The organism is Halomonas sp. 3A7M (assembly GCF_014897875.1).
Classification (GTDB): Bacteria; Pseudomonadota; Gammaproteobacteria; order Pseudomonadales; family Halomonadaceae; genus Vreelandella.
The window spans coordinates 1-20,390 of the sequence record NZ_JABUZD010000143.1; the positions used below are offsets into that span (position 1 = coordinate 1).

16 protein-coding genes are annotated in these 20,390 nt (G+C 52.8%); 10 read left to right on the forward strand and 6 right to left on the reverse strand.

Annotated elements, in window-relative coordinates:
- Positions 1–455: 455 nt before the first annotated feature.
- The gene (locus tag INT19_RS12085; RefSeq protein ID WP_193060917.1) at positions 456–2,504 is read left to right on the forward strand and encodes a TonB-dependent receptor family protein; all 2,049 of its coding nucleotides are present in this window, start codon (positions 456–458) and stop codon (positions 2,502–2,504) included.
- A gap of 79 nt (positions 2,505–2,583) precedes the next feature.
- On the opposite strand, the gene INT19_RS12090 is transcribed toward INT19_RS12085, so the two are convergent.
- The 3 genes from INT19_RS12090 to INT19_RS12100 form a co-directional block, all read right to left on the reverse strand.
- Complete coding sequence (locus tag INT19_RS12090) at positions 2,584–5,061, reverse strand: glucose/quinate/shikimate family membrane-bound PQQ-dependent dehydrogenase (protein WP_193060918.1); 2,478 nt, start codon at positions 5,059–5,061, stop codon at positions 2,584–2,586.
- 273 nt (positions 5,062–5,334) lie between these two features.
- Complete coding sequence (locus INT19_RS12095; RefSeq protein WP_193060919.1) at positions 5,335–6,339, reverse strand: NADP-dependent oxidoreductase; 1,005 nt, start codon at positions 6,337–6,339, stop codon at positions 5,335–5,337.
- 194 nt (positions 6,340–6,533) lie between these two features.
- Positions 6,534–6,908, reverse strand: a complete 375-nt coding sequence (locus INT19_RS12100; protein ID WP_089038975.1) for a septal ring lytic transglycosylase RlpA family protein — start codon at positions 6,906–6,908, stop codon at positions 6,534–6,536.
- Positions 6,909–7,224: 316 nt separating this feature from the next.
- On the opposite strand from INT19_RS12100, the gene INT19_RS12105 reads away from it, so the two are divergent.
- Together INT19_RS12105 and INT19_RS12110 are read left to right on the forward strand one after the other, a co-directional pair.
- Entirely contained in the window at positions 7,225–8,658 is a 1,434-nt protein-coding gene (locus tag INT19_RS12105) for a hypothetical protein (RefSeq protein WP_193060920.1), read from the forward strand.
- Between the two features lie 112 nt (positions 8,659–8,770).
- Positions 8,771–9,544 (forward strand): RsiV family protein, encoded by a 774-nt coding sequence (locus INT19_RS12110; protein ID WP_193060921.1) that lies wholly within the window; start codon positions 8,771–8,773, stop codon positions 9,542–9,544.
- Positions 9,545–9,547: 3 nt separating this feature from the next.
- Here INT19_RS12110 and INT19_RS12115 read toward each other — a convergent pair whose 3' ends face one another.
- Positions 9,548–10,426 carry a DMT family transporter gene (locus tag INT19_RS12115; RefSeq protein ID WP_193060922.1) on the reverse strand — a complete coding sequence of 293 codons (879 nt, stop codon included), beginning with the start codon at positions 10,424–10,426 and terminating at the stop codon, positions 9,548–9,550.
- A 101-nt stretch (positions 10,427–10,527) separates the two neighbouring features.
- On the opposite strand from INT19_RS12115, the gene INT19_RS12120 reads away from it, so the two are divergent.
- The 3 genes from INT19_RS12120 (at position 10,528) to INT19_RS12130 (ending at position 12,415) form a co-directional block, all read left to right on the forward strand.
- A complete protein-coding gene (locus INT19_RS12120; protein WP_193060923.1) occupies positions 10,528–11,400 on the forward strand; it encodes a LysR substrate-binding domain-containing protein in 873 nt (290 codons plus the stop codon).
- Between the two features lie 37 nt (positions 11,401–11,437).
- A complete protein-coding gene (locus INT19_RS12125) occupies positions 11,438–11,632 on the forward strand; it encodes a tautomerase family protein (protein WP_089038970.1) in 195 nt (64 codons plus the stop codon).
- A 225-nt stretch (positions 11,633–11,857) separates the two neighbouring features.
- Positions 11,858–12,415 (forward strand): cytochrome b, encoded by a 558-nt coding sequence (locus INT19_RS12130; RefSeq protein WP_089038969.1) that lies wholly within the window; start codon positions 11,858–11,860, stop codon positions 12,413–12,415.
- Between the two features lie 22 nt (positions 12,416–12,437).
- Here INT19_RS12130 and INT19_RS12135 read toward each other — a convergent pair whose 3' ends face one another.
- Positions 12,438–14,231 carry a diguanylate cyclase gene (locus tag INT19_RS12135; RefSeq protein ID WP_193060924.1) on the reverse strand — a complete coding sequence of 598 codons (1,794 nt, stop codon included), beginning with the start codon at positions 14,229–14,231 and terminating at the stop codon, positions 12,438–12,440.
- Positions 14,232–14,372: 141 nt separating this feature from the next.
- Positions 14,373–15,239, reverse strand: a complete 867-nt coding sequence (locus tag INT19_RS12140; RefSeq protein WP_089038967.1) for a LysR family transcriptional regulator ArgP — start codon at positions 15,237–15,239, stop codon at positions 14,373–14,375.
- 173 nt (positions 15,240–15,412) lie between these two features.
- Here INT19_RS12140 and INT19_RS12145 point away from each other — a divergent pair, with 173 nt between their 5' ends.
- The 4 genes from INT19_RS12145 to INT19_RS12160 all read left to right on the forward strand — a co-directional run bounded on the left by INT19_RS12145 (position 15,413) and on the right by INT19_RS12160 (position 20,383).
- Entirely contained in the window at positions 15,413–16,693 is a 1,281-nt protein-coding gene (locus INT19_RS12145; RefSeq protein WP_193060925.1) for an imelysin family protein, read from the forward strand.
- 77 nt (positions 16,694–16,770) lie between these two features.
- Positions 16,771–18,210, forward strand: a complete 1,440-nt coding sequence (locus INT19_RS12150; protein WP_226916911.1) for a di-heme oxidoreductase family protein — start codon at positions 16,771–16,773, stop codon at positions 18,208–18,210.
- Between the two features lie 49 nt (positions 18,211–18,259).
- On the forward strand, positions 18,260–19,291 hold the full coding sequence (locus INT19_RS12155; protein ID WP_193060926.1) for an imelysin family protein: 1,032 nt from the start codon (positions 18,260–18,262) through the stop codon (positions 19,289–19,291).
- A 3-nt stretch (positions 19,292–19,294) separates the two neighbouring features.
- Entirely contained in the window at positions 19,295–20,383 is a 1,089-nt protein-coding gene (locus INT19_RS12160; protein WP_193060927.1) for a DUF1513 domain-containing protein, read from the forward strand.
- Positions 20,384–20,390: the final 7 nt, after the last annotated feature.

Consider the following 20,390-nt stretch of genomic DNA (forward strand, 5'->3'; position numbering starts at 1 on the left):
CTTTCAGCCGCTTTCTTTTATACCCTGTGAGAAATCCGGGCTAGTGGGGGCAGAATAACGGCAAAGATCATCTTGATCGGGTCAGTTGCGGTAAACGCCATGCAGCCTCCTTTGCTTATACAGTCTGTTTGTTAATAACGAACAGGTTAATAACGTAGGTCTCTATAATGTAGATATCAATAACGGTTTTAGTGCTGATTGCTAATGCTGGCCTTTTAGCAACAGTGCGGTTCAGCGATTGAGCGTAACGTAGTCGCAATGATTAAGTTTGGCGAATCAGTGCGACCTAGGTACGACCTCGTGTTTGGGCTATCGTTCACTTGCTTAGGTAGGCGTATTCAAGAGCTTAGGTTTTCAAGAGCTTAGATTTTCAAGAACTTAGGTTTTCAAAAAATTAGATCTTCAAGAAATTAGGGCTGCGAAAGCCCATCGACTACAGATGAATAAGGAACGCCATGAGTCACTATCTACCGTCATCACTGCTGCTCGCGAGCGTTGTTCTAGCCAGCCCTGTGTGGGCGCAGGCGCCCAGCGGTGAAGATGCGGTACTGCCTACAGTAGAGGTGAGCGCTCCGCGCTTAGCCCGCGAGCTGTATGCCACACCAGCGGCCGTTTCTACCTTGGAGAGCGAAGAAATTGCCCAAGGTCAGCAACGGGTGAGGTTGGATGAAGCGCTTAACCGAGTACCGGGGGTGTTTTTACAAAACCGCGATAACTTCGCCCAAGGGCAACGCATTGCTATTCGCGGCTTTGGCGCGCGTGCTCCATTTGGTGTGCGTGGGATTACCGTTATGGTAGATGGCATTCCATACACACTTCCGGATGGTCAAGCGCAGTTGGATGCCATTGATTTAGACAGTGCCGAGCGTATTGAGGTGATTCGCGGGCCGTCTTCAGTGCTTTACGGTAATGCGGCTGGCGGAGTGATTGATGTGACCACTGCAGATGGGCGTGATAATCCTGGTACACGGCTGCGGATGGGCGCAGGTAGTGATGGCTATCAAAAAGTGGCACTGCAAAATGGCGGTGTACAGGGCGATTGGTCGCACCATATCAGTCTGACGGCGCTTAACGTTGATGGTTATCGTGAACAAAGTTCAACCGAGAAGTATTTGCTGAATGCAAAGTTGCGTCGAGAACTCGGCAGTGGGCGGGCGGTTACTGCGATTATTAATCTGCTGGAGAACCCCCGTTCGGAAGATCCCGGTGCACTTAATGCCCGTGAAGTTGCCGCTGGGCGCGATCAGGCTGCGCCCAATTCGCTAGCGCTAGATGCTGGGCAAAACGTCGATCAGCAGCTGTTGGGTCTGCAATACGAAGACTTAGCGGCAGGGGATGGTGAGCTGTATCTCAAGGGCTTAATTGCTCAGCGTAGCTTTGAACAGCAGCTTCCATTTGTGGGCAGTAGTCGTTTGGGTTATCAGCGGGACTATATGGGCGCAAGCGCTGAATACCATCACGAGGTGGCGTTAGGGAGCCTGCCGCTGAGTTATATCGTTGGGGTGGATGTGGCGCGCCAAGAGGATGAGCGTTTTCGTAATAATGTCGATGCCCAGGGAGTAGTTGGCGAGCAGTTAGCGGATGAAACCCAAACTGCGGCGTCCGCTGGCGTGTTTGCCCAAGGGGATTTAGCGCTCTCGGAACAGGTCACGCTCTCGTTGGGCGCGCGATATGACCGGGTGGCGCTAGACGTCGACGATACGTTTCTTGATGACGGAGATCAAAGCGGGAAGCGTACCTTTAACGAGTGGAGTGGCTCGGCGGGGCTAAGCTATCGCTATCGTCCGCAGCACCAAGCGTATATTAATACCGGCACCGCGTTTGAGACACCCACGTTTTCTGAGTTTGCCAACCCGGCTGGCGGTGGCTTTAACCCTGCTGTTGAGCCGCAAAAAGCATGGAATCGCGAAATAGGGTTGCGTGGCTACATTGAGCCGTTGGCGATGGATTACGATCTCGCACTATTTTCGGTCCGCGTTCGCGATGAGTTGGTGCCGTATGATGAGGGTGGTCGTACCTTCTATCAGAATGCAGGTGACACAAATCGCGATGGCCTAGAGCTGGCGCTGGGCTGGCAGCTTGCCGACCAGTGGCGTCTGGATAGCGCTTTAACCCTCGCGCGTTATGAATTCGATAAGTTTGCAACACCTAGTGAACGCTTTGATGGCAACCGGATTCCTGGATTGCCAGAGCAAACGTGGGTCAATCAATTAACCTGGGAAAACCTTGATCAGCGTTTCGTCACGTTGGAAACCGAATACATCGGTGATTTAGTAGCGGATAACGCTAATGCGACGGAGGTAGATAGCTATTGGCTGCTCAACCTCCGGGTAGGTGATGGTTGGCAGTTAAGTGAAGGTACGCGACTAAGTGCTTATCTTGGTCTGCGCAATCTGCTTGATGAAGAGCACTATGCCAATGTGCGCTTAAACGGCACCTTTGGCCGCTTTTATGAGCCAGCCCCAGGGCGAAGTGTTTATGGCGGCGTGGAGTTGAGTTTTTAATCAGCAGAGGCTCCCTAGCAAAAAAAACGGGCGACCCATTGGGTCGCCCGTTTTTGTTCGTCGCTACGCTAAGTGATGGCTATTCCGGTAAAGCGTAACCAATCACGTAGTCACCCATTTTGGTGCCGAAGGTGCCGTGACCACCGGCGGTAACGACCACATACTGGCGGTCATCTGCGCCGGTGTAAGTCATCGGCGTTGCTTGGCCGCCGGCAGGCAAGCGAGCTTTATACAGCTCTTCGCCAGTGGTGATGTCGTAGCCGCGCAGGTATTGATCCAGTGTGCCGCTTAGGAAGGAAACGCCACCCGCAGTGGTTAGCGGGCCACCCAGCGCAGGGACGCCGACGTTCAGACCAATCGGCAGATCAAAGGGCATGCTGTCGCGGGTGGTGCCATTGTGGTGCTTCCACACAACTTCGTTACTTTGCAGGTCGATTCCTGCCACATCCCCCCAAGAGGGTGCTTGGCAGGGAAGGCCGAGCACTGACAGCAGCGGGCCGAGTTCTACTGCGTAAGGGGCACCCGTGTTGGGCTGCAGGCCTTGCTCGCTAGCTGAGCCTTGGCCATCCTCAACTTCATCACGTGGAATCAGCTTGGAAACAAACGCTAAGTACTTCGCGCCGGTAAACAGTGCTTGGCGTTCTGGGTCTACCGCAACACCACCCCAGTTCATCACCCCAACGTTGCCAGGGTAGATAATGCTGCCTTCCAGCGAAGGCGGTGTGTACTGGCCTTCATAGCGCAGCGAGAGGAATTGGATGCGGCACATCATCTGATCAAAGGGTGATGCGCCCCACATGTCGCGCTCGGTAAGCGGCGGTGGTAGCAAATTCAGTGCTGAGCGAGGTTGGGTTTCTGCCGTCCAGTCGCCTTCAATAGCACCTTGAGGGGCGGGCACTTCTTCAATGGGCACAATCGGCTCGCCGGTCTCACGGTTTAACACATACAAGCTGCCTTGTTTAGTGGGCTGAATGACGGCTGGCTGGGTGCCATCTGCTGTTGCCAAGTCAATCAATACGGGCTGTGCAGGTGTGTCCATGTCCCACAAGTCGTGGTGTACAAACTGGTACACCCAGGCCACTTGGCCGTCGTTCAAATTAAGCGCTACTAGCCCGGCACTAAAGGTCTCATCATTTTCAGAGCGGTTAGCGCCGTACTGGTCTGGCGTAGCGTTACCCATGGGCAGGTAAACGAGGCCAAGCTCTTCATCGGCGCTAATCGGCGCCCACACATTGGGTGAGTTACGCGTGTAAGTCTCGCCCTCTTCTAATGGTGCGGTGTCTTCAGGGTTGCCGCTGTCCCAGTTCCACACTAGTCCGCCAGTATGTACGTCGAAGGCGCGTATAACGCCAGAGGGTTCGTCGGTTGAGCTGTTGTCGGTAACGTGGCCACCCAAAATTACTAAGTCTTCAGTGACAGTCGCAGGCGATGTCGAGTAATAGCCTCCTGGGCTAAACTCGCCAATATTGTTCGTCAGGTCGATCTCACCGTTTTCGCCGAAACTTTCACAGCGCTCCCCGGTATCGGCGTTGAGTGCAATCAGGCGGGCATCGGCGGTGGGTAGGTAAAGCCTGCGTGGGCACATGACATCGGTGGCGCTTAACAGCTCAGACGTGGAGTCTTCTTCTGAGGTGAGCGAGAAGGAGAGGTCGAGTTCAAACTGACTGCCATCGGCATACAGTGTTGGTTTATCGATGGTGGAATCTTCAGTACTGCTGGAATAATTAGCCGCATCATAATACGCCAAGCCGCGGCAGGTCATATGTGCCCAACCGGAAAAGTCGTCTGCGCCCATGGTGCTAATGTTGGGATCAAACGCCCACAGGGTTTCGCCGGTTTCGGGCGACAGTGCCATCGCACGGCTGTGCGATGTACAAATATAAAGGCTATCGTTGACCTTTAACGGCGTGTTTTGGTTGGTGATTTCAGGCGGTGCATTGGGGCCGGGTTCATCACCGGTTTGAATACGCCACACCTCTTCCAGTTCGCCTATATTTTCGGGAGTAATCTGACTAAGCGAGGAGTAGTGCGTCCCTGCATTAGTGCCGCCGTAGGCAGGCCAGTCATCGCCTGCAGCCTGGGCTGGGTTAACCTCTTTATTATTGGCAGACTCCATCGTGCCTGCCACAGTACCTGGATAGGTGAATTGACTAGCAATTGCCACAATAATCGCTGCGACAATGCTTGCCACTAGCGCTAGGCTGCCGCCGCGTGAATGTAGCGGTTTGCGCCACCAGGGAAGCAGTAAAATGATGCCAATTAAACAGACAATGGCAACCCTGGGGACCAGCTGCCACCAGTCTAAGCCAACTTCCCAGAGTGCCCATAGCAGCGTTGCAAAAAGTACCGCTGCATAAAGCCATAAGGCTATGCCTTTGCGCATTGCCAGCAGTACACCGACAACAAAAATACTGACCCCAGCGATTAAGTAGTAAGCGCTACCACCTAAACTAAGCAGCTTAGCGCCGCCAATGGTCAGTGCAACACCAGCTACCGCGAGTAGCAGGCCAAGCAGTAGCGCTGGCCATTTGCCGTGGGCACGCGTGTGTCCATCCATGAGAAAACCCCTATTAACAACGAATTGAAGCCGCTTGGTAAAATTAGAAAAGCGACAGATCTGCAACGTGCCCTAACCCATTGGCAGTGATGATGGGTTAAAACACACATTGATTATGGGTAATTTTAATAATCAATTCACTTTTGGTCTAATAATTTGCTTGCTAAGTAGTGCTGCAAACCAAAAAGCCGCGCCTGTTACCGTGGCGCGGCTTGTTATTGAGGTAGGAAATAGTGAGGTAGCAATGTGGGGTTAACTTGACGTAAGCATGGCTTAGTCAGTGAGCTTCACCAGCATTTTGCCGGTGTTGCCCCCTTCAAAAAGCGCTAAAAAGGCATCCGGTGTGCTTTCAAGACCCTCTTTGACGGTTTCTTTATAGGCTATATTGCCTTTCGCTACCTGAGGAGAGACTTCGTTGAGGAAGTAGCGATAGCTAGACCAGTGATCGGCAACAATAAATCCCTGCATCTTAGCTTTGCGTACCACCAACTGGGAAAGGTTGCTCGGCCCTGGTGCCGGTGCTTCGGCGTTATAGCTGTCAATCATGCCGCATACAGCAATGCGTGCACCGTCATTGAGTTGACTTAGCGCTGCTTCTAAGCAGATACCACCAACGTTCTCAAAATACACGTCAATGCCATTAGGGCTAGCAAGCTTAACAGCGTCGCTGAGTTCCTGTGCACTTCGGCCTTGGTAGCTAACCGGCTCAACGCCCAATGATTCAAGCCATGCAAGCTTGTGGGCAGCCCCAGCAATGCCAACCACGTGGCAACCTTTGGCTTTCGCCAGCTGTACAGCAAGCGAGCCAACAGCACCACTGGCAGCGCTTACCAGTACATTGTCGCTAGGTTTACACTCGGCAATAAGGTTCAAGCCTGTCCATGCCGTCATACCTGGCATGCCCAATACACCTAGATATGCTTGTTCTGGTACGTCACTGTCTGGTAACGCAGTGACACTGTCGCCTGACACCTGCGCGATATCCCGCCAGCCGCCCATGTGGCTGACTTTATCGCCTTCCTTAATGGTTGGGTGGTTAGACGCAATGACCTCGCCAATTGCGCCACCTTCCATCGGCTTGCCCAGCTCAAAAGGGGCGACATAGGTGCGTACCCCTGTCATTCGTCCACGCATATATGGATCAACGGACAGCCAATGGTTGCGAACCCTGACTTCACCTTCGTCAAGATCGGGAAGTTCCTGACTTTCCAGTGAAAATAGTTCGCGTTTAGGTAAGCCGGTGGGGTAATTCGTTAAGGTAAAAAAGCGAGATTGCATGGGTGCCTCCTGCATGTGTGATTTAAACAAATCTCCTTGCAGCATAGAGACCGTTAGCGCGCTTTCAAGTTCGTCGAAGAGTTAATTTGCTGTGCAATAAAAAAGCGGCTCTGGTGAGCCGCTTTCAATTAAGCTTAATCTTCTTCAACGCTGTTTGTTTAAGGGGTATCACACACTTGCGGGTGTGTTATCCGTTAATCGACCAGGGTGATCATGACGGGGGCAACGCCGCGTCGAATCATGCCGAGTTGGCGAGCTGCCCGTTTTGATAGGTCAATAATACGTCCCTTAACAAAGGGGCCGCGGTCATTAATCAGTACCTCAACCTCCTGGCCAGTATCAGGGCGGGTAACTAGCACCTTGGTGCCAAAAGGAAGCGTTGGATGAGCAGCCGTTAGCGCTTGTTGGTCAAAAGGTACGCCACTGGCTGTAGGGGAACCCTGGAAGCGATCGCTGTAAAAGGATGCGATTCCCTCTTGAATTTCTGTGGCAAATGCATGACCAGTGGAAAAGAAGGTGAGTAATGCCGCAGCACAGCTCGTGCGGATGAACCGTTTAGATGCTCCCATTGGAGTGCCTCAGTTTACATTGTGCCGATTCTTTATGTGTCGGAGTATTTACCGATATCTGCTCCGATGGTAACGTGGTCATTTTAATACGGCAAGCTTTACGAAGATCGGTGCAATTGGCTTCTAAATTAAGATTTTTTGCAACTTTCTTCAGTGCCGTTGTGATTCAGCAAGTTAACGAAGTGTGGTCGATGTAACTCGGCGGTGTCATGTGTCTGGTATAAATTTTAGATAAAGGCTCACTTTACTCAGATAGGCATCATATAATTAGCACTCGCTAGGTTTTACATGTTTGCCAATAAACAAGGATGCACCTATGGCTAAGTCTTCTTCTCTAACGCTAATTTTGGTTGCCGCCGGTGGGGTTGCTGTTGGGTTGTTAGCCGCTCAGGCGGCGCCCAGTTTTACATCAACGACAAGCGCCGCAGAACCTACCAGTGCGGAGCAGGGGCAGGTTTCCCAAGCATTAGCAGGGCTCGAAAGTATTACGCTAGGTGAGCAAACTAGGGGAGAGATTACCTCGGCAGCGGAGCTGAACGGTAATGATGGTAGCCGCTATGTGCGCTATGTCATCAATCTGGAAGAGGACTCGTTAGTCGAGTTTTCTCTCAGTGGTGCCTTAAGGGGAGTCGTTGCTCTCTATGACGATGGGCTGCAGCTGCTGGAGAATGCCGAGACCGTTCGTCATCGTATCGAAAAAGATGGTCAATACGTAGTGGCCGTCAGTGGGGCGGATGCAAGCAGCTATGGCCCATTCACCCTTAATAGCCGCACGGTTGAGCTGAGCGATTCTGACACGCTGACCATTGGCGAGCCGATGGATAGTTGGCTAGGTGGCACGTCACGGGAAGTGACGTTAACCGTTGAAGAAGAAGGTATGTATCAAATCGAGATGCGTGCCGATGAGTTTGATGCGTATCTGGAGCTGTCTGGTCCGAACGGCTACAACCGTGAGGATGATGATGGCGCTGGCAACTTGAATGCACGTATTTCAGACTTTCTTGCTCCTGGTGATTACACCGTCACCGCACGTTCTGCCTTCGGCGAAGGGAGTGGTCTTTTTACGTTGAGTGCGGAGCCACGTGAATTGCCTGACGATCTGCGCAATGATGGGAGTGTTGTGCCCAGCGAAACGCTGAATGGTTGGTTTAGCGGCCAGGAGCGAAGCTATCAACTAGAGATCGAAGAAGCGGGTATGTATCAAATTGATATGCGCTCAAGCGATATCGACTCTTATCTTGTGCTGGAAGGGCCAAATGGCTACTTCCGCGAAGATGACGATAGTGCTGGCAATCTGGATGCCAGTATTGCCGACTTTTTAGCACCGGGTAGTTATCAATTAACAGCACGCACGGCGTATGGCTCCGACAGCGGTTTGTTTACGCTTTCAGTAGAGCCGCGTGAATTGCCGGAGGGTGTAGAACTACGTAATGAGGGTGAGTTAACAGCTAATGAAACGCTCACTGGCTGGTATAGTGGTGAGCCGTTGACCTATGAACTCACTTTAGAAGAAAGCTCTTTGGTTAGGCTCAGCATGCGTTCAAGTGACTTTGATACGTATTTAGAGCTAAGTGGCGGCGGTGATTCTTATAGCGATGATGACGGCGGTAGCGGCACTAACTCGCGTTTAGAGCAGGCGCTTTTGCCGGGTACCTACACTGTTGTTGCACGTGGTTTCGCAGTTAGCGGCAGCGGCATGTTTGAGTTGCAAGTCAATACAGAGCCAACAGAAATGCAGCCTGACGCGTAATGTAGCGCACGTTGTATGATGCAACGCCCTTGCTGGAGACAGCAGGGGCGTTTGCTTTTGTATTCCTATTTACGTGGCTTGAAGGTGCCTACGTTATTCACAAGGAGGTTTTATGCTGCGCTATTCATTCGGTTTAACGGTGATTGGTTTATTGTTACTAGGTGGTTGTCAGTCGTCGGATGATGCTTCTGCAGAGTCACTTACGCTTGCTTCCAAAGCGGTTGAAAAAGAGTACATAGCACCTGAGTGTCAGGCTGAACAGTGCTCTACCGTCACCGTGTCTGCGCTCGCGTTTCCGCAATCTGCAGAGCTAACGGAGCAGTTACAAAAACGGCTGTTAACGCTTGCAATGGGCATCACTGAGGAGGATGCATTGCCAGCTGATAGCTGGGAGGCCTATGCACAAAACTTTTTTGAGCTAGCTGAGGAAGATAATCGCACCTCACCTGGAGCAATGACTAGCGAAGCGGTATTAGAAGCTAAGGTTTATGGGCAGCACAACGACTTATTGATACTTGAGCTAAGTAGCTACGTTTATCATGCGGGGCAAGCGCATGGTTTGCCAATGACTGAGTTTATGGTGATAGACGAGCGTCAGCTGCGTGTGGTTGATCCAGACGATATGTTGTTGGAAGGCCAGCAGGGCGCTTTTCAAGCACTGCTTGATCAGGCCCACCAACGCTGGATAGAGGAGATGGGTCATGATGAGCAGTTTGCCCTCAATTGGCCGCTCAGCGAGAGCCGCAACATAGCCCCGTTGGCAACTGCCTGGGAAGTTAAATACAACGTCTATGAAATTGCCCCTTATGCAGCCGGCCAGCCTGTTCTGACGATCCCCCTTGATGCGCTGGAAGGTATCGCAAAGCCTCGCTATTTAGGTCAATAGTGTTTAGCGGCTTGCTTTTAAACAGCCTACGACGACCAATAAGGCGGCCGTTGGTAGCCGCCAGTCAAACACGCTGACGCCTGCCAGTACCAGTAGCAGTGCCGCTAGGATCGGTACGCCATAGGCAAGGCTGCCGACTAGGCTGGCTTGGCCAAAGCGTAGTGCTTTATCCCAGGCCACCATAGCGATGCCGTACGGCCCAAGCCCCAGCGCGATACCCGCCAACAGAGCCTCACCCTGCGGCATGATGAAGGTTCCTTCCACTATCAAGCTGGCGCAGGCTGCAACAGCGCAGGCGATCATTAATAACCGCGGGAGCAATGGTGTTAGCGATACAGGAGCTACTTGCCCGAGCCAGGAGTAGAGCGCCCAGCAACAAGCCGCCAGTAGCGCTAACCCATACCCTGAAGCAGCCCCGCCAAAGCCGCCACTTAAGGCTTGCGGCAGTAACAAAATAGCGGCACCCGAAAAAGCAATTAGCGCACCTGTCACGCTGGCGATATGCAGACGACCAAACCGGCTCCATTGGCTTAATAGTACAAACAGCACTGGCCAGGTGTAGGTGATCAAAGCGGCTTCTGCGGCAGGTGCTAGACGCATGCCAATGTAGTAACTGCTAACAGCACCAACGATCAATAGTGGTAGGCCAAGCCATACGCTAATTTGCCAGCGAGGACGGCAAGCCGCGACGTTAACGCGACGGCTGAGTGGCAATGTTGCCAGTGCACCTGCAAGCAGCGTAAGTGCGGTGAGCTGAAGCGGAGAGGTATCCCGAGCCAACTCTGCTAATAGCGGCGCTATGCTCCATAACATCACCGCCACAAGTGCTGCGCATACACTGTACCTGGGGGATATGACGGCCGGGGAATGAACGGGATGCATGGCATCTCTCCTTGCGTTAAACCTGAGACGCGCAGCATACTCAGTAAACACTCATCACAATATCGATCTTTTATGATCATTATTATCAATAATGGTGATGTATGCGTGCACCAACATTTGACTTAACGCTACTTCGTACGCTGGTTACTATTGCCGATACAGGTAGCGTTACGGCAGCGGCAAAGCGGCTGGCGTATACCCAGTCAACAGTGAGCATGCAGTTACAGCGTTTAGAGACGCAGCTTGATGTGCGTTTGCATGAGCGAGCTGGGCGACGACTACGTTTCACCCCAGAAGGAGATCGTTTGCTGGTACACGCGCGCCGCCTATTGGCACTCAATGACGACGCGTGGAGCGATATGCAGGCGCGCCAGATAACGGGCGATTTAACGTTGGGTATTCCTGAAGACTATGCGTCGCTATTGCCGTCAGTATTTGCGTACTTTCACCAGCTGTATCCTGCGGTGGGGCTAACCGTAAAGTGTGGCACTAGTGCTCATTTGGTCGAACAGGTCAAAGCAGCAGAGTTGGACTTGGCGCTGGTGACTCGCCAACGAAATTCGCCAGGAGGCGATGTGATTCGTCGTGAGCCACTGATGTGGGCGGTAGGGGTAAATCAGCAGCCTTCGCTAAGTGACCCTATTCCGCTGGCGCTTTACTCTCCCGGCGCTGATGTTTTTCGCGAGGTTGCTGAGCAGGCGTTACAAGGGGCTGGGCGTGATTGGCGCGTTGCGTATACCAGCCAGTCAATGGCGGGTCTTGCCCCTATTGTAACCGCGGGGTTAGCTGTTGTTGTGGTAACGCGTAGTATGTTGACCCCCTCGCTGCGCCCGCTGGATGACAGTAGTGGCCTTCCTGCCTTGCCAATGATTGAGCTAGCGCTTCATCGTGCTCCACACCGTCCTTCTGAGCCTGCGCGGCGTTTAGGAGAATTGATTCGCGAACAGCTAGCGGCACCTAGTGAAGCGTTATAAGGTGTTGCTTTAACATGTTCATTGATAGGAAGCTAAGATGCCTATAGTCACTATCCAGCAATTCCCCCGTGATCTTGCGCAAAAGCGAGAATTGGCAAAGCGTATTACTGATGCGTTCTGCGATGTGTATGGTACCGACCCAGTGAGCGTGCAGGTGTTTTTTCAAGAAGTAACCCAGGAAAATTGGTCCAAAGGCGGCCAAATGGGGGCTGATTGTGATACGGCTCAGTGAGGGGCTCGATAATTTAGGATCCTCTGATTAATGTTATGAGCGTAGGCCAGACAAGGCAAAAATCAACGAAAAAGCGGAGTTTACGAGTTGTAAATGAGCATTTTGAGGCGATTTTTAACGCAGTATGGACAAGCGCAATAGTTAATCAGAGGTTTCTTAGTTTTTCTAACGCAACCTGACTGAGCTAAGCTAACTACCATGACGCGAATGAGCCAGGAGTTCTGAATGCACGAGCTAGATCACTATATTTATCCTCACCGAGTGTTGCATTGGCTAGTGGCAGTCGCCGTGCTGCTGTCATTGGCAAGTGGTCTGACGCTTGGCTTCCTGGGGTATGAGCGCGCCGTTGATTTGCTTGGGAATGCGCTTACCAACGTGCTCTATACCAGCCATAAAACCTTAGGCGTGACGATACTGTTGCTAATGACGCTGAGGATTATTACGCGGCTAGCTTTTGTTGTGCCCGACCACGAACCGCCGCTCAATGCCTTCGAGCGAATTATCAGTACTAGCGTGCATCACTTGCTTTATGCGGGGCTAGTGGTTATGCCACTGATTGGTTGGACAGCCACTGCTACCGGCGGCTTTCCTGTTGAGTTTTTTCAATGGCATTTGCCGGGGGTATTGGGCAAAAACGAAGCGCTTTCGCAAACGCTGTTTGTTTGGCATGAGCGTTTAGGGTGGGCGTTAGTTGTGCTTATTACGCTGCATATTGCGGGTGCTCTATTTCACTGGCGAATCAAGCGCGATAACGTTATGAAACGTATGAGTTTATTTGACTGATATCGTGTTCTATCCGTCAGGATCACGCTGAACCATAGCCATAGTAACGGGTGGTTTGGCGTGACTTGGCGGCGTACATTTGGCTATCCGCTTCGCGAAGCAGGCTGGCTAACGTGTCGTTATCTGCATAGCTAATACAAATACCGATACTGACGCCGACGCTAACTAACGTGCCATCAGGTAGCTTGATAGGTGAGCGAACGGTCTGTTCGATACGGTTACGCATCTCCTCTAACGCAGTCTGATCAGTTATCCCCTCCAGTAAGAGAATAAACTCGTCGCCGCCAAAGCGCGCGCAATGATCACTCCCACGTGCGACGTGCACGAGACGCTTGGCGATTTGCTGAAGCACGAAATCGCCTACCTCATGGCCATACTGGTCGTTAATTGGTTTGAAGCAGTCAAGGTCACACATGACCAGTGCTAAAGGCGTATGCGTTTTTCTACAGTGTTCAAGAGCCGCTTCTGCGCAGCGTGTCAGCCCGTTGCGGTTAAGCAAGCCGGTGAGCATATCGTGATTGGCTAGCTTCTCTAGTGCCTGAGTACGAGCGGCTACTTTTGCTTCTAGAACAGCTTCCTGTTTTTTGAGCATTGCGACGGTTTCTGCTTGAGCACGCTCTTTTTGCCATTTTAATTTATTAAAACGTGCGGCTAGTGCGAAAGATAGCAGCAACATCTCAATGGCTGAGCCGATTTGTATTCCGTGAAGGGTTAGGAAATTGGCGGGTAGAATACTAAGGTTTCGAAGTGCAAACACGCTAGCCCCAAGTAGAAATATTGACCAGGCGAGCACAAAAATACGGGCGCTAGGCACGCGGCGCCAACTGCAATAAATACCGCACACGAGCATTAATAGTGAGGCAGCAAACCCTGTTATATCCATTAAGCGTAGGGCGGGTTGAAGTGGCAAAAATATCATCGCTACCAGCGCTATATAGCAGTAGCCGCGAAACAGCGTAATGATGTGATGCCAACGTGGGCAGTAGATGGCCGTGTTAAGAAAACTTTGCGTGAATAGGGCGCCCATCGCAGAAGCAAAGGTAAAGCCAATCGCTACCAGGCGCGCGGTGTTATCGCCTAGGAAACTCCAAAACATCAGCGTGCCAAGGCCATTGAACGTCAAACTTGCCAGTGTAAACCCGAAGGCAAATAGCGCGTAGTAGAGAAATACGTGCTCTTTAAGCACAAAAAATAGCAGCAGGTTGTAAATGCTTAATGCTAGCAGCATGCCGAAGTAAGTCGCCAGCCAGAAATTATGCCGGTCATTTTGAGTATAAAACGCCTCTGGCGTCATTAAGCTGTAGCTCAGAAACTTACTGCCCGTGGCTTTTACCTGGGTATAAAGCGTCACGGTTTCTCCGCCGACCAGCATCACCGGAAAAACGGCCTGTCGGTGGGCGATTGATCGCTCGTCAATTGGCACGGCGCTTCCGCTGTACTGAACATCGCTAGCGTGTTCCCTCAGCGTATACAGAGTGACATGGTCTAAAAATGGGTATTCGAATTTAACCATCCAGGTAGTCGGGAGGGACGATGCATTACGAATTTGTGTTTTTAGCCAGACATCGCTTTGTGTATAGCCGAAATGTAGGTTAGAGGCGTGATGGACCGGTTTAAATGAAGGAGATAATGCTAAAACATCGCGTAGGTTTAGCGATTCTAAGGTATTCCAGTAACCGCTTGCTTCATTTAAGTCGTAACGCGCCTGCTCGGGAGAGACGACGATGGTAGCTGCAGCACTTGCTTGTGAATGCCAGCTAATAATAAGCACTAACAAGCCAGCCGGAAGGCGCTTTAACCAACAGTAAGCATCCATAAATATCGCTATTTTGGTTATTTTTGCGTTGGGCTTTATCGCTTCTAGGTCTTAGTGCCTAGGTTCCCTTGCCTGCCTTGGGCGGGTTTTGCTCCTAGGCAAAGTGTAGACCTCTTTCAAAGCGAGTGGCCGACAATGGGTCTAAAGCATGAGACAGTTCAGACTTTTAGTTAGGCGCTGGACTAGTTGTCCACTGTGGCGCCAAAAATGCCAATAAAGTGGCACGGTAAGCGAGTGGCCGGGGGCGATGCTGACAAGATGGCCTTTTTGCAGTTGGTCTAGTGCCTGCAGTTGTGGAACCATTCCGTAGCCAATGCCTGCGGTGGCGAGACGCACAAACCCTTCTGATGAAGGGCACAGGTGGTAGGGGAAATGGCCGTGATAGCCACACTGAGCAAGAAACTGATGCTGAAGCTGGTCATGAGGGCCGAACACAATCACTGGGGCTTGCTGAAAAGCTTCTGGAGAAAGGCCTTCAGGAAAGTAGCGTTGCACGTAGGCAGGTGATGCTAGCGGGAGATAACGCATCTCGCCTACTTTAATACAGCGAGCGCCCGCGATGGGTGTTGGCGTAGAGCAAAGGCAGGCTGCGACATCGCCATCTCGCAGACGGTTAAGCCCAACGTCCTGATCCTCAATAACTAAATCGAGCAATACGCCCTCGGTTTGACAGATATCTGCCACAGCGTTTGCCCACCACGTCACCACGCTGTCAGCGTTGATGGCGATTCTTAGTCGGGTCGTTGCGTTATCTAGCGTAGGTAGCGTCTGCTGTAGGTCGCGTTCTAACAGCTGTACTTGCTGGTAATGGGTGAGTAGCCGCTGACCAGCAGGTGTAGGTGAAAGCTTAGGATGGCGCATTAGCACTGGCTGGCCTAGACGTACTTCCAGTGCTTTTATACGTTGGGAGATGGCTGATTGAGAAAGTCCTAATGTATCGCCTGCTCGTTCAAAACCGCCGCACTCCACCACAGTGGCCAGAGCATGGAGAAGTTTGTAATCCAACATGGCCGTCTTCCCAGGATAAGAAAGTAATGACGTTATGCAAAAGGCGCGTATTTAACAAATAAAAGCGCCATATCTTTATGCAAGTGAGATTGAATGTCATAAGTAAATGAATTACATTAATCTACAGGGAAACGACACTAAACTCTTAATGCCATCGCTTAAAGGACACTGTAATGCCTGTCATCATGCTCCGTCGCCCTCTTGCAGGTATCGTTGCGCTTAGCGCGCTGATGCCTTTGGCCGTTTCCGCTGACGATGCTGTTAGCGCCGGCGCTGTGGTTCATCACTATGCCGACTTGGCGCATGCTAATTACGCCGATGCGCTCAATGCCGCCGAGGTGTTGAACGAGCGTATCGACGAATTGCTGGCCAACCCTACTGTTGAGGCTCTTAACGCAACTAAGCAAGCTTGGTTGCAAGCACGGGTATCGTATCAGCAAAGCGAAGTATTTCGTTTTGGCAATGTGGTGGTGGATGACTGGGAAGGGCAGCTGAACGCCTGGCCTCTGGATGAAGGCATGATTGATTATGTCGAAAGCGATGGCTATCAGCATGAGCTGGGTAATGAAGGGGCCACTGCTAATATCATTGCCAACGAACGTATCACGATAGGGGGGGAAGTCCTGGATGTCAGTGATATTACGTCAGAGCTCTTAGCCGACCTTAACGAAGTGGGGGGCTCAGAAGCCAACGTCGCCAGCGGCTACCACGCCATCGAATTTCTGCTCTGGGGGCAGGACCTTAATGGCTTCGAAGCAGGCAGTGGTGAGCGTCCGGTGAGTGACTTCCAAGCCGGCGATGACTGCACCCATGGTAACTGCGATCGCCGCCGGACGTACCTGGATGCAGTGTCGGACCTGCTAGTCAGTGATCTTGAGTGGATGGTTGCCCAGTGGTCGCCTGAAGTTGAAGGCAACTATCGTCAGGAACTGCTGGCTGAAAGTGATCAGGAAGGCCTGCGCCGTATGCTATTTGGTATGGGGTCGCTATCGTTGGGTGAACTAGCGGGAGAGCGCTTGAAAGTCGCGCTTGAAGCCAACTCTTTTGAGGATGAGCACGACTGCTTCAGCGATAATACCCACAACTCTCACTACTACAACGGCCAGGGGATTCAGAATATCTACACCGGCAGCTATCAGCGCCTTGATGGCAGTGTGGTAGAGGGGCCTTCGCTGCAAGACTTACTGTCTCAGACAGATAGCGAGCTAGCCGATACCCTTGGTGAGCAGCTTGAAGCCACCATGGCGCGGCTTGATGCTATCAAGCAAGCGGCTGAAGCGGAAAGCTCGCCGATGGCATTCGATATGATGATTGCGCCGGGTAATGAGCAGGGCAGTGAATTGATCAACGAGGCGATTCTCACTCTGGTGGCGCAAACGGCATCCCTTGAAGAAGCCGCCGGTGAGTTGGGGGTTACCTCTTTGCAGCCGGATGATGCAGGCCATCGTTTCTAAATCATTCGTTTGATTTTATGAGCCGTCTGGCAGCTTGGCTGTCGGACGGCTTTTGTCGTTTGTCTCAAGGTATATTTATGTGCCACCTCTCTCGCTTTTTTGCCTTCAGGCGACTCGCTCAATGCTGCCTTTTCTTAGCACTGTTGGCGGCCTCTTTGTTTGTGGTCTCTTTACAGGCGGCTGAATCTCCCGCCATTCAATCGTCGCCGATGAGCGGTGGCGATGGGGCAGTGGAGCAATTTGATCACAACGCTTATTCATTACCGCTACGTAACATGTCGATGACCAAGCGGCTTGATTTCAGCGTCGGCAATAGCTTTTTCCGCAACCCCTGGGTGGTAGCACCTGCCAGTACTGAGGCCCGTGATGGCCTGGGCCCGTTGTTTAATACCAATAGTTGTCAAGGTTGCCATCTCAAGGATGGGCGAGGCCACCCACCGATGGGAGATGAAACCCCCATCGCGTTGTTTCTGCGTCTTTCGCTGCCTTCCAATCAGTCGGAGCCGGAAATTTTGGAGCAACGGGGCGCGCTCCCGGTACCCAACTACGGTTTGCAGCTACAAACCTCTGCGATTCCTGGCGTGCAGCCGGAGGGCAAACTGATCATTGAGTACCGTCCGCGGGAAGTGGGCTTTGCCGACGGCCATAGCGTTACCTTGCAGGAGCCGCTTTACTCAATTGCCGAACCTGCCTACGGTGAGTTACCGAACACGTTGCTGACGTCGCCGCGGTTGGCGCCACCAATGATTGGCCTGGGCCTGCTGGAGGCGATTCCTGAAGCAGACCTGATGGCGGCTGCCGACCCCAACGATGCCGATGGCGATGGCATTTCCGGGCGCTATAACCAAGTCTGGGATGTGCGCAGTGGCACCACGGTGATGGGGCGTTTTGGTTGGAAAGCGGGTGAGCCCAGCATTGAGCAGCAGAGCATGCACGCCTTCGCCGGCGATATGGGGCTAACGTCTCGCTTAGTGCCGCAAACGGATTGTATGGAGAGTCAGGGGTGCGATGCCTTTCCTGATGGTGGAACGCCTGAAGTCAGCGATGAAATTGCAGACTTCATCACCTTCTATGCCTCTAGCCTGGCGGTGCCGATGCGCCGCAACATGGATGATCCTGAGGTGATACAGGGGGCCGAGACATTTAACGCACTGGGCTGCGCAAGCTGCCATACCCCCCGCCATCGTACCGCCTCGGATGCTCCCCGAGCGGCGTTGGCGAATCAAGAAATATGGCCTTATAGCGATCTACTGCTCCACGATATGGGCGAAGCCTTGGCCGATCATCGTAGTGAGTTTCAAGCGGATGGGCGCGAATGGCGCACCCCTCCGTTGTGGGGTATTGGCCTGACACAAACGGTGAATCCTCGGGCTGGCTTTCTCCACGATGGCCGTGCCCGTACGCTCGAAGAGGCGATTCTCTGGCATGGTGGCGAAGCAGAGGCGGCCACCCAAGCCTATCGACATCTACCCGCTGACCAGCGCGCGGAACTTATTCGCTTTCTTGAATCTTTATGAGCTTTACAACGCTTCTGTTACGGCTGTCGGCTATTGGTAAGGAGTTAATGTGATTTCTTCTCTTCGTCGTTTGGGGGTAGCCGTTGCGTTTTTAGCGGCTCCCTTTTCTGCACTGGGTTCCGCTGATACGGACACCAATACACCACGTGATATCTGGCATGGCGCGATAGCGCAGCAGTATGCCGAACTCAGTCATGCCTCTGAGCGCCTGGAGGCTAGTGCAACGCGCTTTTGCCAAGCGCCCGATGAATCGCTCAAGCAGCGGCTTGAAAGCGACTGGCTGGGGGCTTATCAAGCTTGGCAGGCGGTGCGCTTTGTCCAGTTTGGGCCCATTGAGCAGAATAGCCGTGGCTGGCAACTTCAGTTCTGGCCAGACCGCAAAAACCTTGTAGGTAGCAAGGTAGAAGGATGGTTGAGAGCGGACACCACGCCAACGGCCGAAGATATTGCTAGCGATAGCGTCGCGATTCAGGGATTTCCGGCTATTGAGTACTTGCTATATGACGATGCTATGAGTGACCGGCCACTTGGTGAACCGGCTATGTGCGGCTTGTTGCAGGCTATCTCTACTCATCTCGTAGACACGAGTAGCGCACTGGAGCGCGACTGGCAGGCCTTTGGTATGCACTATCGTGATACCCCGCGTTACACCGAAACCACACTGGCTAACGCCATTCAAGCAATCGAAACCCTAGAGCAGAAACGTCTTGGTGAGCCAATGGGGCTACAAGGGACGCCTGCTAATCGCTATTTAGCGGAAGCTTGGCGTAGCGGTAACTCCATTCGTTTGGTGGAAAGTACGCTTGAAGGGCTGCGCACAGGGTTTCTTCCAGGGCTCTCGACGTTGCTGCGCGAAGCCGATGCAGTGCCACTCGCCGAGACATTTCGTGATCAATTGGACAAGACGTTAGCCAAGGCGAGTGATCTGCCTTCGGGGCTGACAACGTCACTGGACGATCAAGCCTTTCGTGACCTGCAGTCGCTTTATCTCAATATTGGTCAGTTGAACTATCTGCTGGGAACCGAAATTGCGGCCGAGCTTGGCCTCGTGCGTGGCTTTAATTCTAGCGATGGAGATTGAGCGATGCAGCGACGGCAGGTGCTGAAAGCTGGGCTAGGAAGCGTCTTAATGGCATTAACACCACTGAGCTGGGCGGTGCCGGGGCGCGAAAATGCTGACTGGCTGTTTAGCGCGGTTGATGATCTTGATGGAAAGCACTACATCGCTGGAGTGGCACTGGATGGTAAAAGCCGCTTTATGATTGAAGTGCCCGAGCGCTGTCACGGGGGCTGTCTACGTCCTAGCTCCCACCAGGCAGTACTTTTTGCCCGCCGCCCCGGCACTCGAATGCATGTGATCGATGGGGCTAATCGGCGCTTAGCTCACACCATTTCAGCGGGAGAAGGTTACCATTTCTATGGACATGGGGTTTTCGACCTGAACGGGCGCTATCTGTATGTCACCGCCAATCGTTTGGCGGACAGCGCCGGGCTGGTGCGCGTTTACGATGCTGCCAACGACTACGCTCATGTGCGCGATATGTCGCTGGATGGTATCGGGCCCCATGAGCTTCGGCTGATGCCGGATGGTGATACTCTGGTGATTGGTTTGGGGGGAATCCAGACTCACCCTGACTACGGTCGGGTTAAGCTCAATCTGGACACTATGGCCCCGGCGCTGATGCTTATGAATCGCCACAGCGGCGAAGTAGTAGCCCGCCATGCTCCTTCGCACCACCAGCTTAGCTGCCGTCATCTAGACGTGGCAGCGGACGGCACGGTGATCGCCGGATACCAATTTGAAGGCCCTGAGTGGGAGTCCTATCCGCTGATTTGTCGTCTGGATGCTGCCGGAGGCTTCTCTGAGCTGGCGCTGCCCGATGAGGTCACCACCAGCCTTCGGCACTACACCGCTAGCGTCGCGTTTAGCCGTGTTTCAGCAACTGTTCTGGTGACCGCTCCTCGCGGCAATCGGGTGCTGCTGCTAGATGCTGAACAGGGCCGCTTGAACGCTAACCTGGAGCTACCCGACGCTGCCGGTGCCCGCTGTGATGGGAGCGGCGGCTTTCTGGTCTCCTCCGGCCAGGGCGGACTCTACCGTGTAACCCCTGACACGGCAGTGCCCGAGTTGCTCGCCAGCCAGGAATTCCGCTGGGATAACCATTTGACCTGACAGATAC

What these genes read in the sequence shown, in the direction of transcription:
- INT19_RS12085 (WP_193060917.1), top strand. Translation starts at nt 456, where the DNA reads ATGAGTCACTATCTACCGTCATCACTGCTGCTCGCGAGCGTTGTTCTA.
- INT19_RS12090 (WP_193060918.1), bottom strand. Translation starts at nt 5,061, where the DNA reads ATGGATGGACACACGCGTGCCCACGGCAAATGGCCAGCGCTACTGCTT.
- INT19_RS12095 (WP_193060919.1), bottom strand. Translation starts at nt 6,339, where the DNA reads ATGCAATCTCGCTTTTTTACCTTAACGAATTACCCCACCGGCTTACCT.
- INT19_RS12100 (WP_089038975.1), bottom strand. Translation starts at nt 6,908, where the DNA reads ATGGGAGCATCTAAACGGTTCATCCGCACGAGCTGTGCTGCGGCATTA.
- INT19_RS12105 (WP_193060920.1), top strand. Translation starts at nt 7,225, where the DNA reads ATGGCTAAGTCTTCTTCTCTAACGCTAATTTTGGTTGCCGCCGGTGGG.
- INT19_RS12110 (WP_193060921.1), top strand. Translation starts at nt 8,771, where the DNA reads ATGCTGCGCTATTCATTCGGTTTAACGGTGATTGGTTTATTGTTACTA.
- INT19_RS12115 (WP_193060922.1), bottom strand. Translation starts at nt 10,426, where the DNA reads ATGCATCCCGTTCATTCCCCGGCCGTCATATCCCCCAGGTACAGTGTA.
- INT19_RS12120 (WP_193060923.1), top strand. Translation starts at nt 10,528, where the DNA reads ATGCGTGCACCAACATTTGACTTAACGCTACTTCGTACGCTGGTTACT.
- INT19_RS12125 (WP_089038970.1), top strand. Translation starts at nt 11,438, where the DNA reads ATGCCTATAGTCACTATCCAGCAATTCCCCCGTGATCTTGCGCAAAAG.
- INT19_RS12130 (WP_089038969.1), top strand. Translation starts at nt 11,858, where the DNA reads ATGCACGAGCTAGATCACTATATTTATCCTCACCGAGTGTTGCATTGG.
- INT19_RS12135 (WP_193060924.1), bottom strand. Translation starts at nt 14,231, where the DNA reads ATGGATGCTTACTGTTGGTTAAAGCGCCTTCCGGCTGGCTTGTTAGTG.
- INT19_RS12140 (WP_089038967.1), bottom strand. Translation starts at nt 15,239, where the DNA reads ATGTTGGATTACAAACTTCTCCATGCTCTGGCCACTGTGGTGGAGTGC.
- INT19_RS12145 (WP_193060925.1), top strand. Translation starts at nt 15,413, where the DNA reads ATGCCTGTCATCATGCTCCGTCGCCCTCTTGCAGGTATCGTTGCGCTT.
- INT19_RS12150 (WP_226916911.1), top strand. Translation starts at nt 16,771, where the DNA reads ATGTGCCACCTCTCTCGCTTTTTTGCCTTCAGGCGACTCGCTCAATGC.
- INT19_RS12160 (WP_193060927.1), top strand. Translation starts at nt 19,295, where the DNA reads ATGCAGCGACGGCAGGTGCTGAAAGCTGGGCTAGGAAGCGTCTTAATG.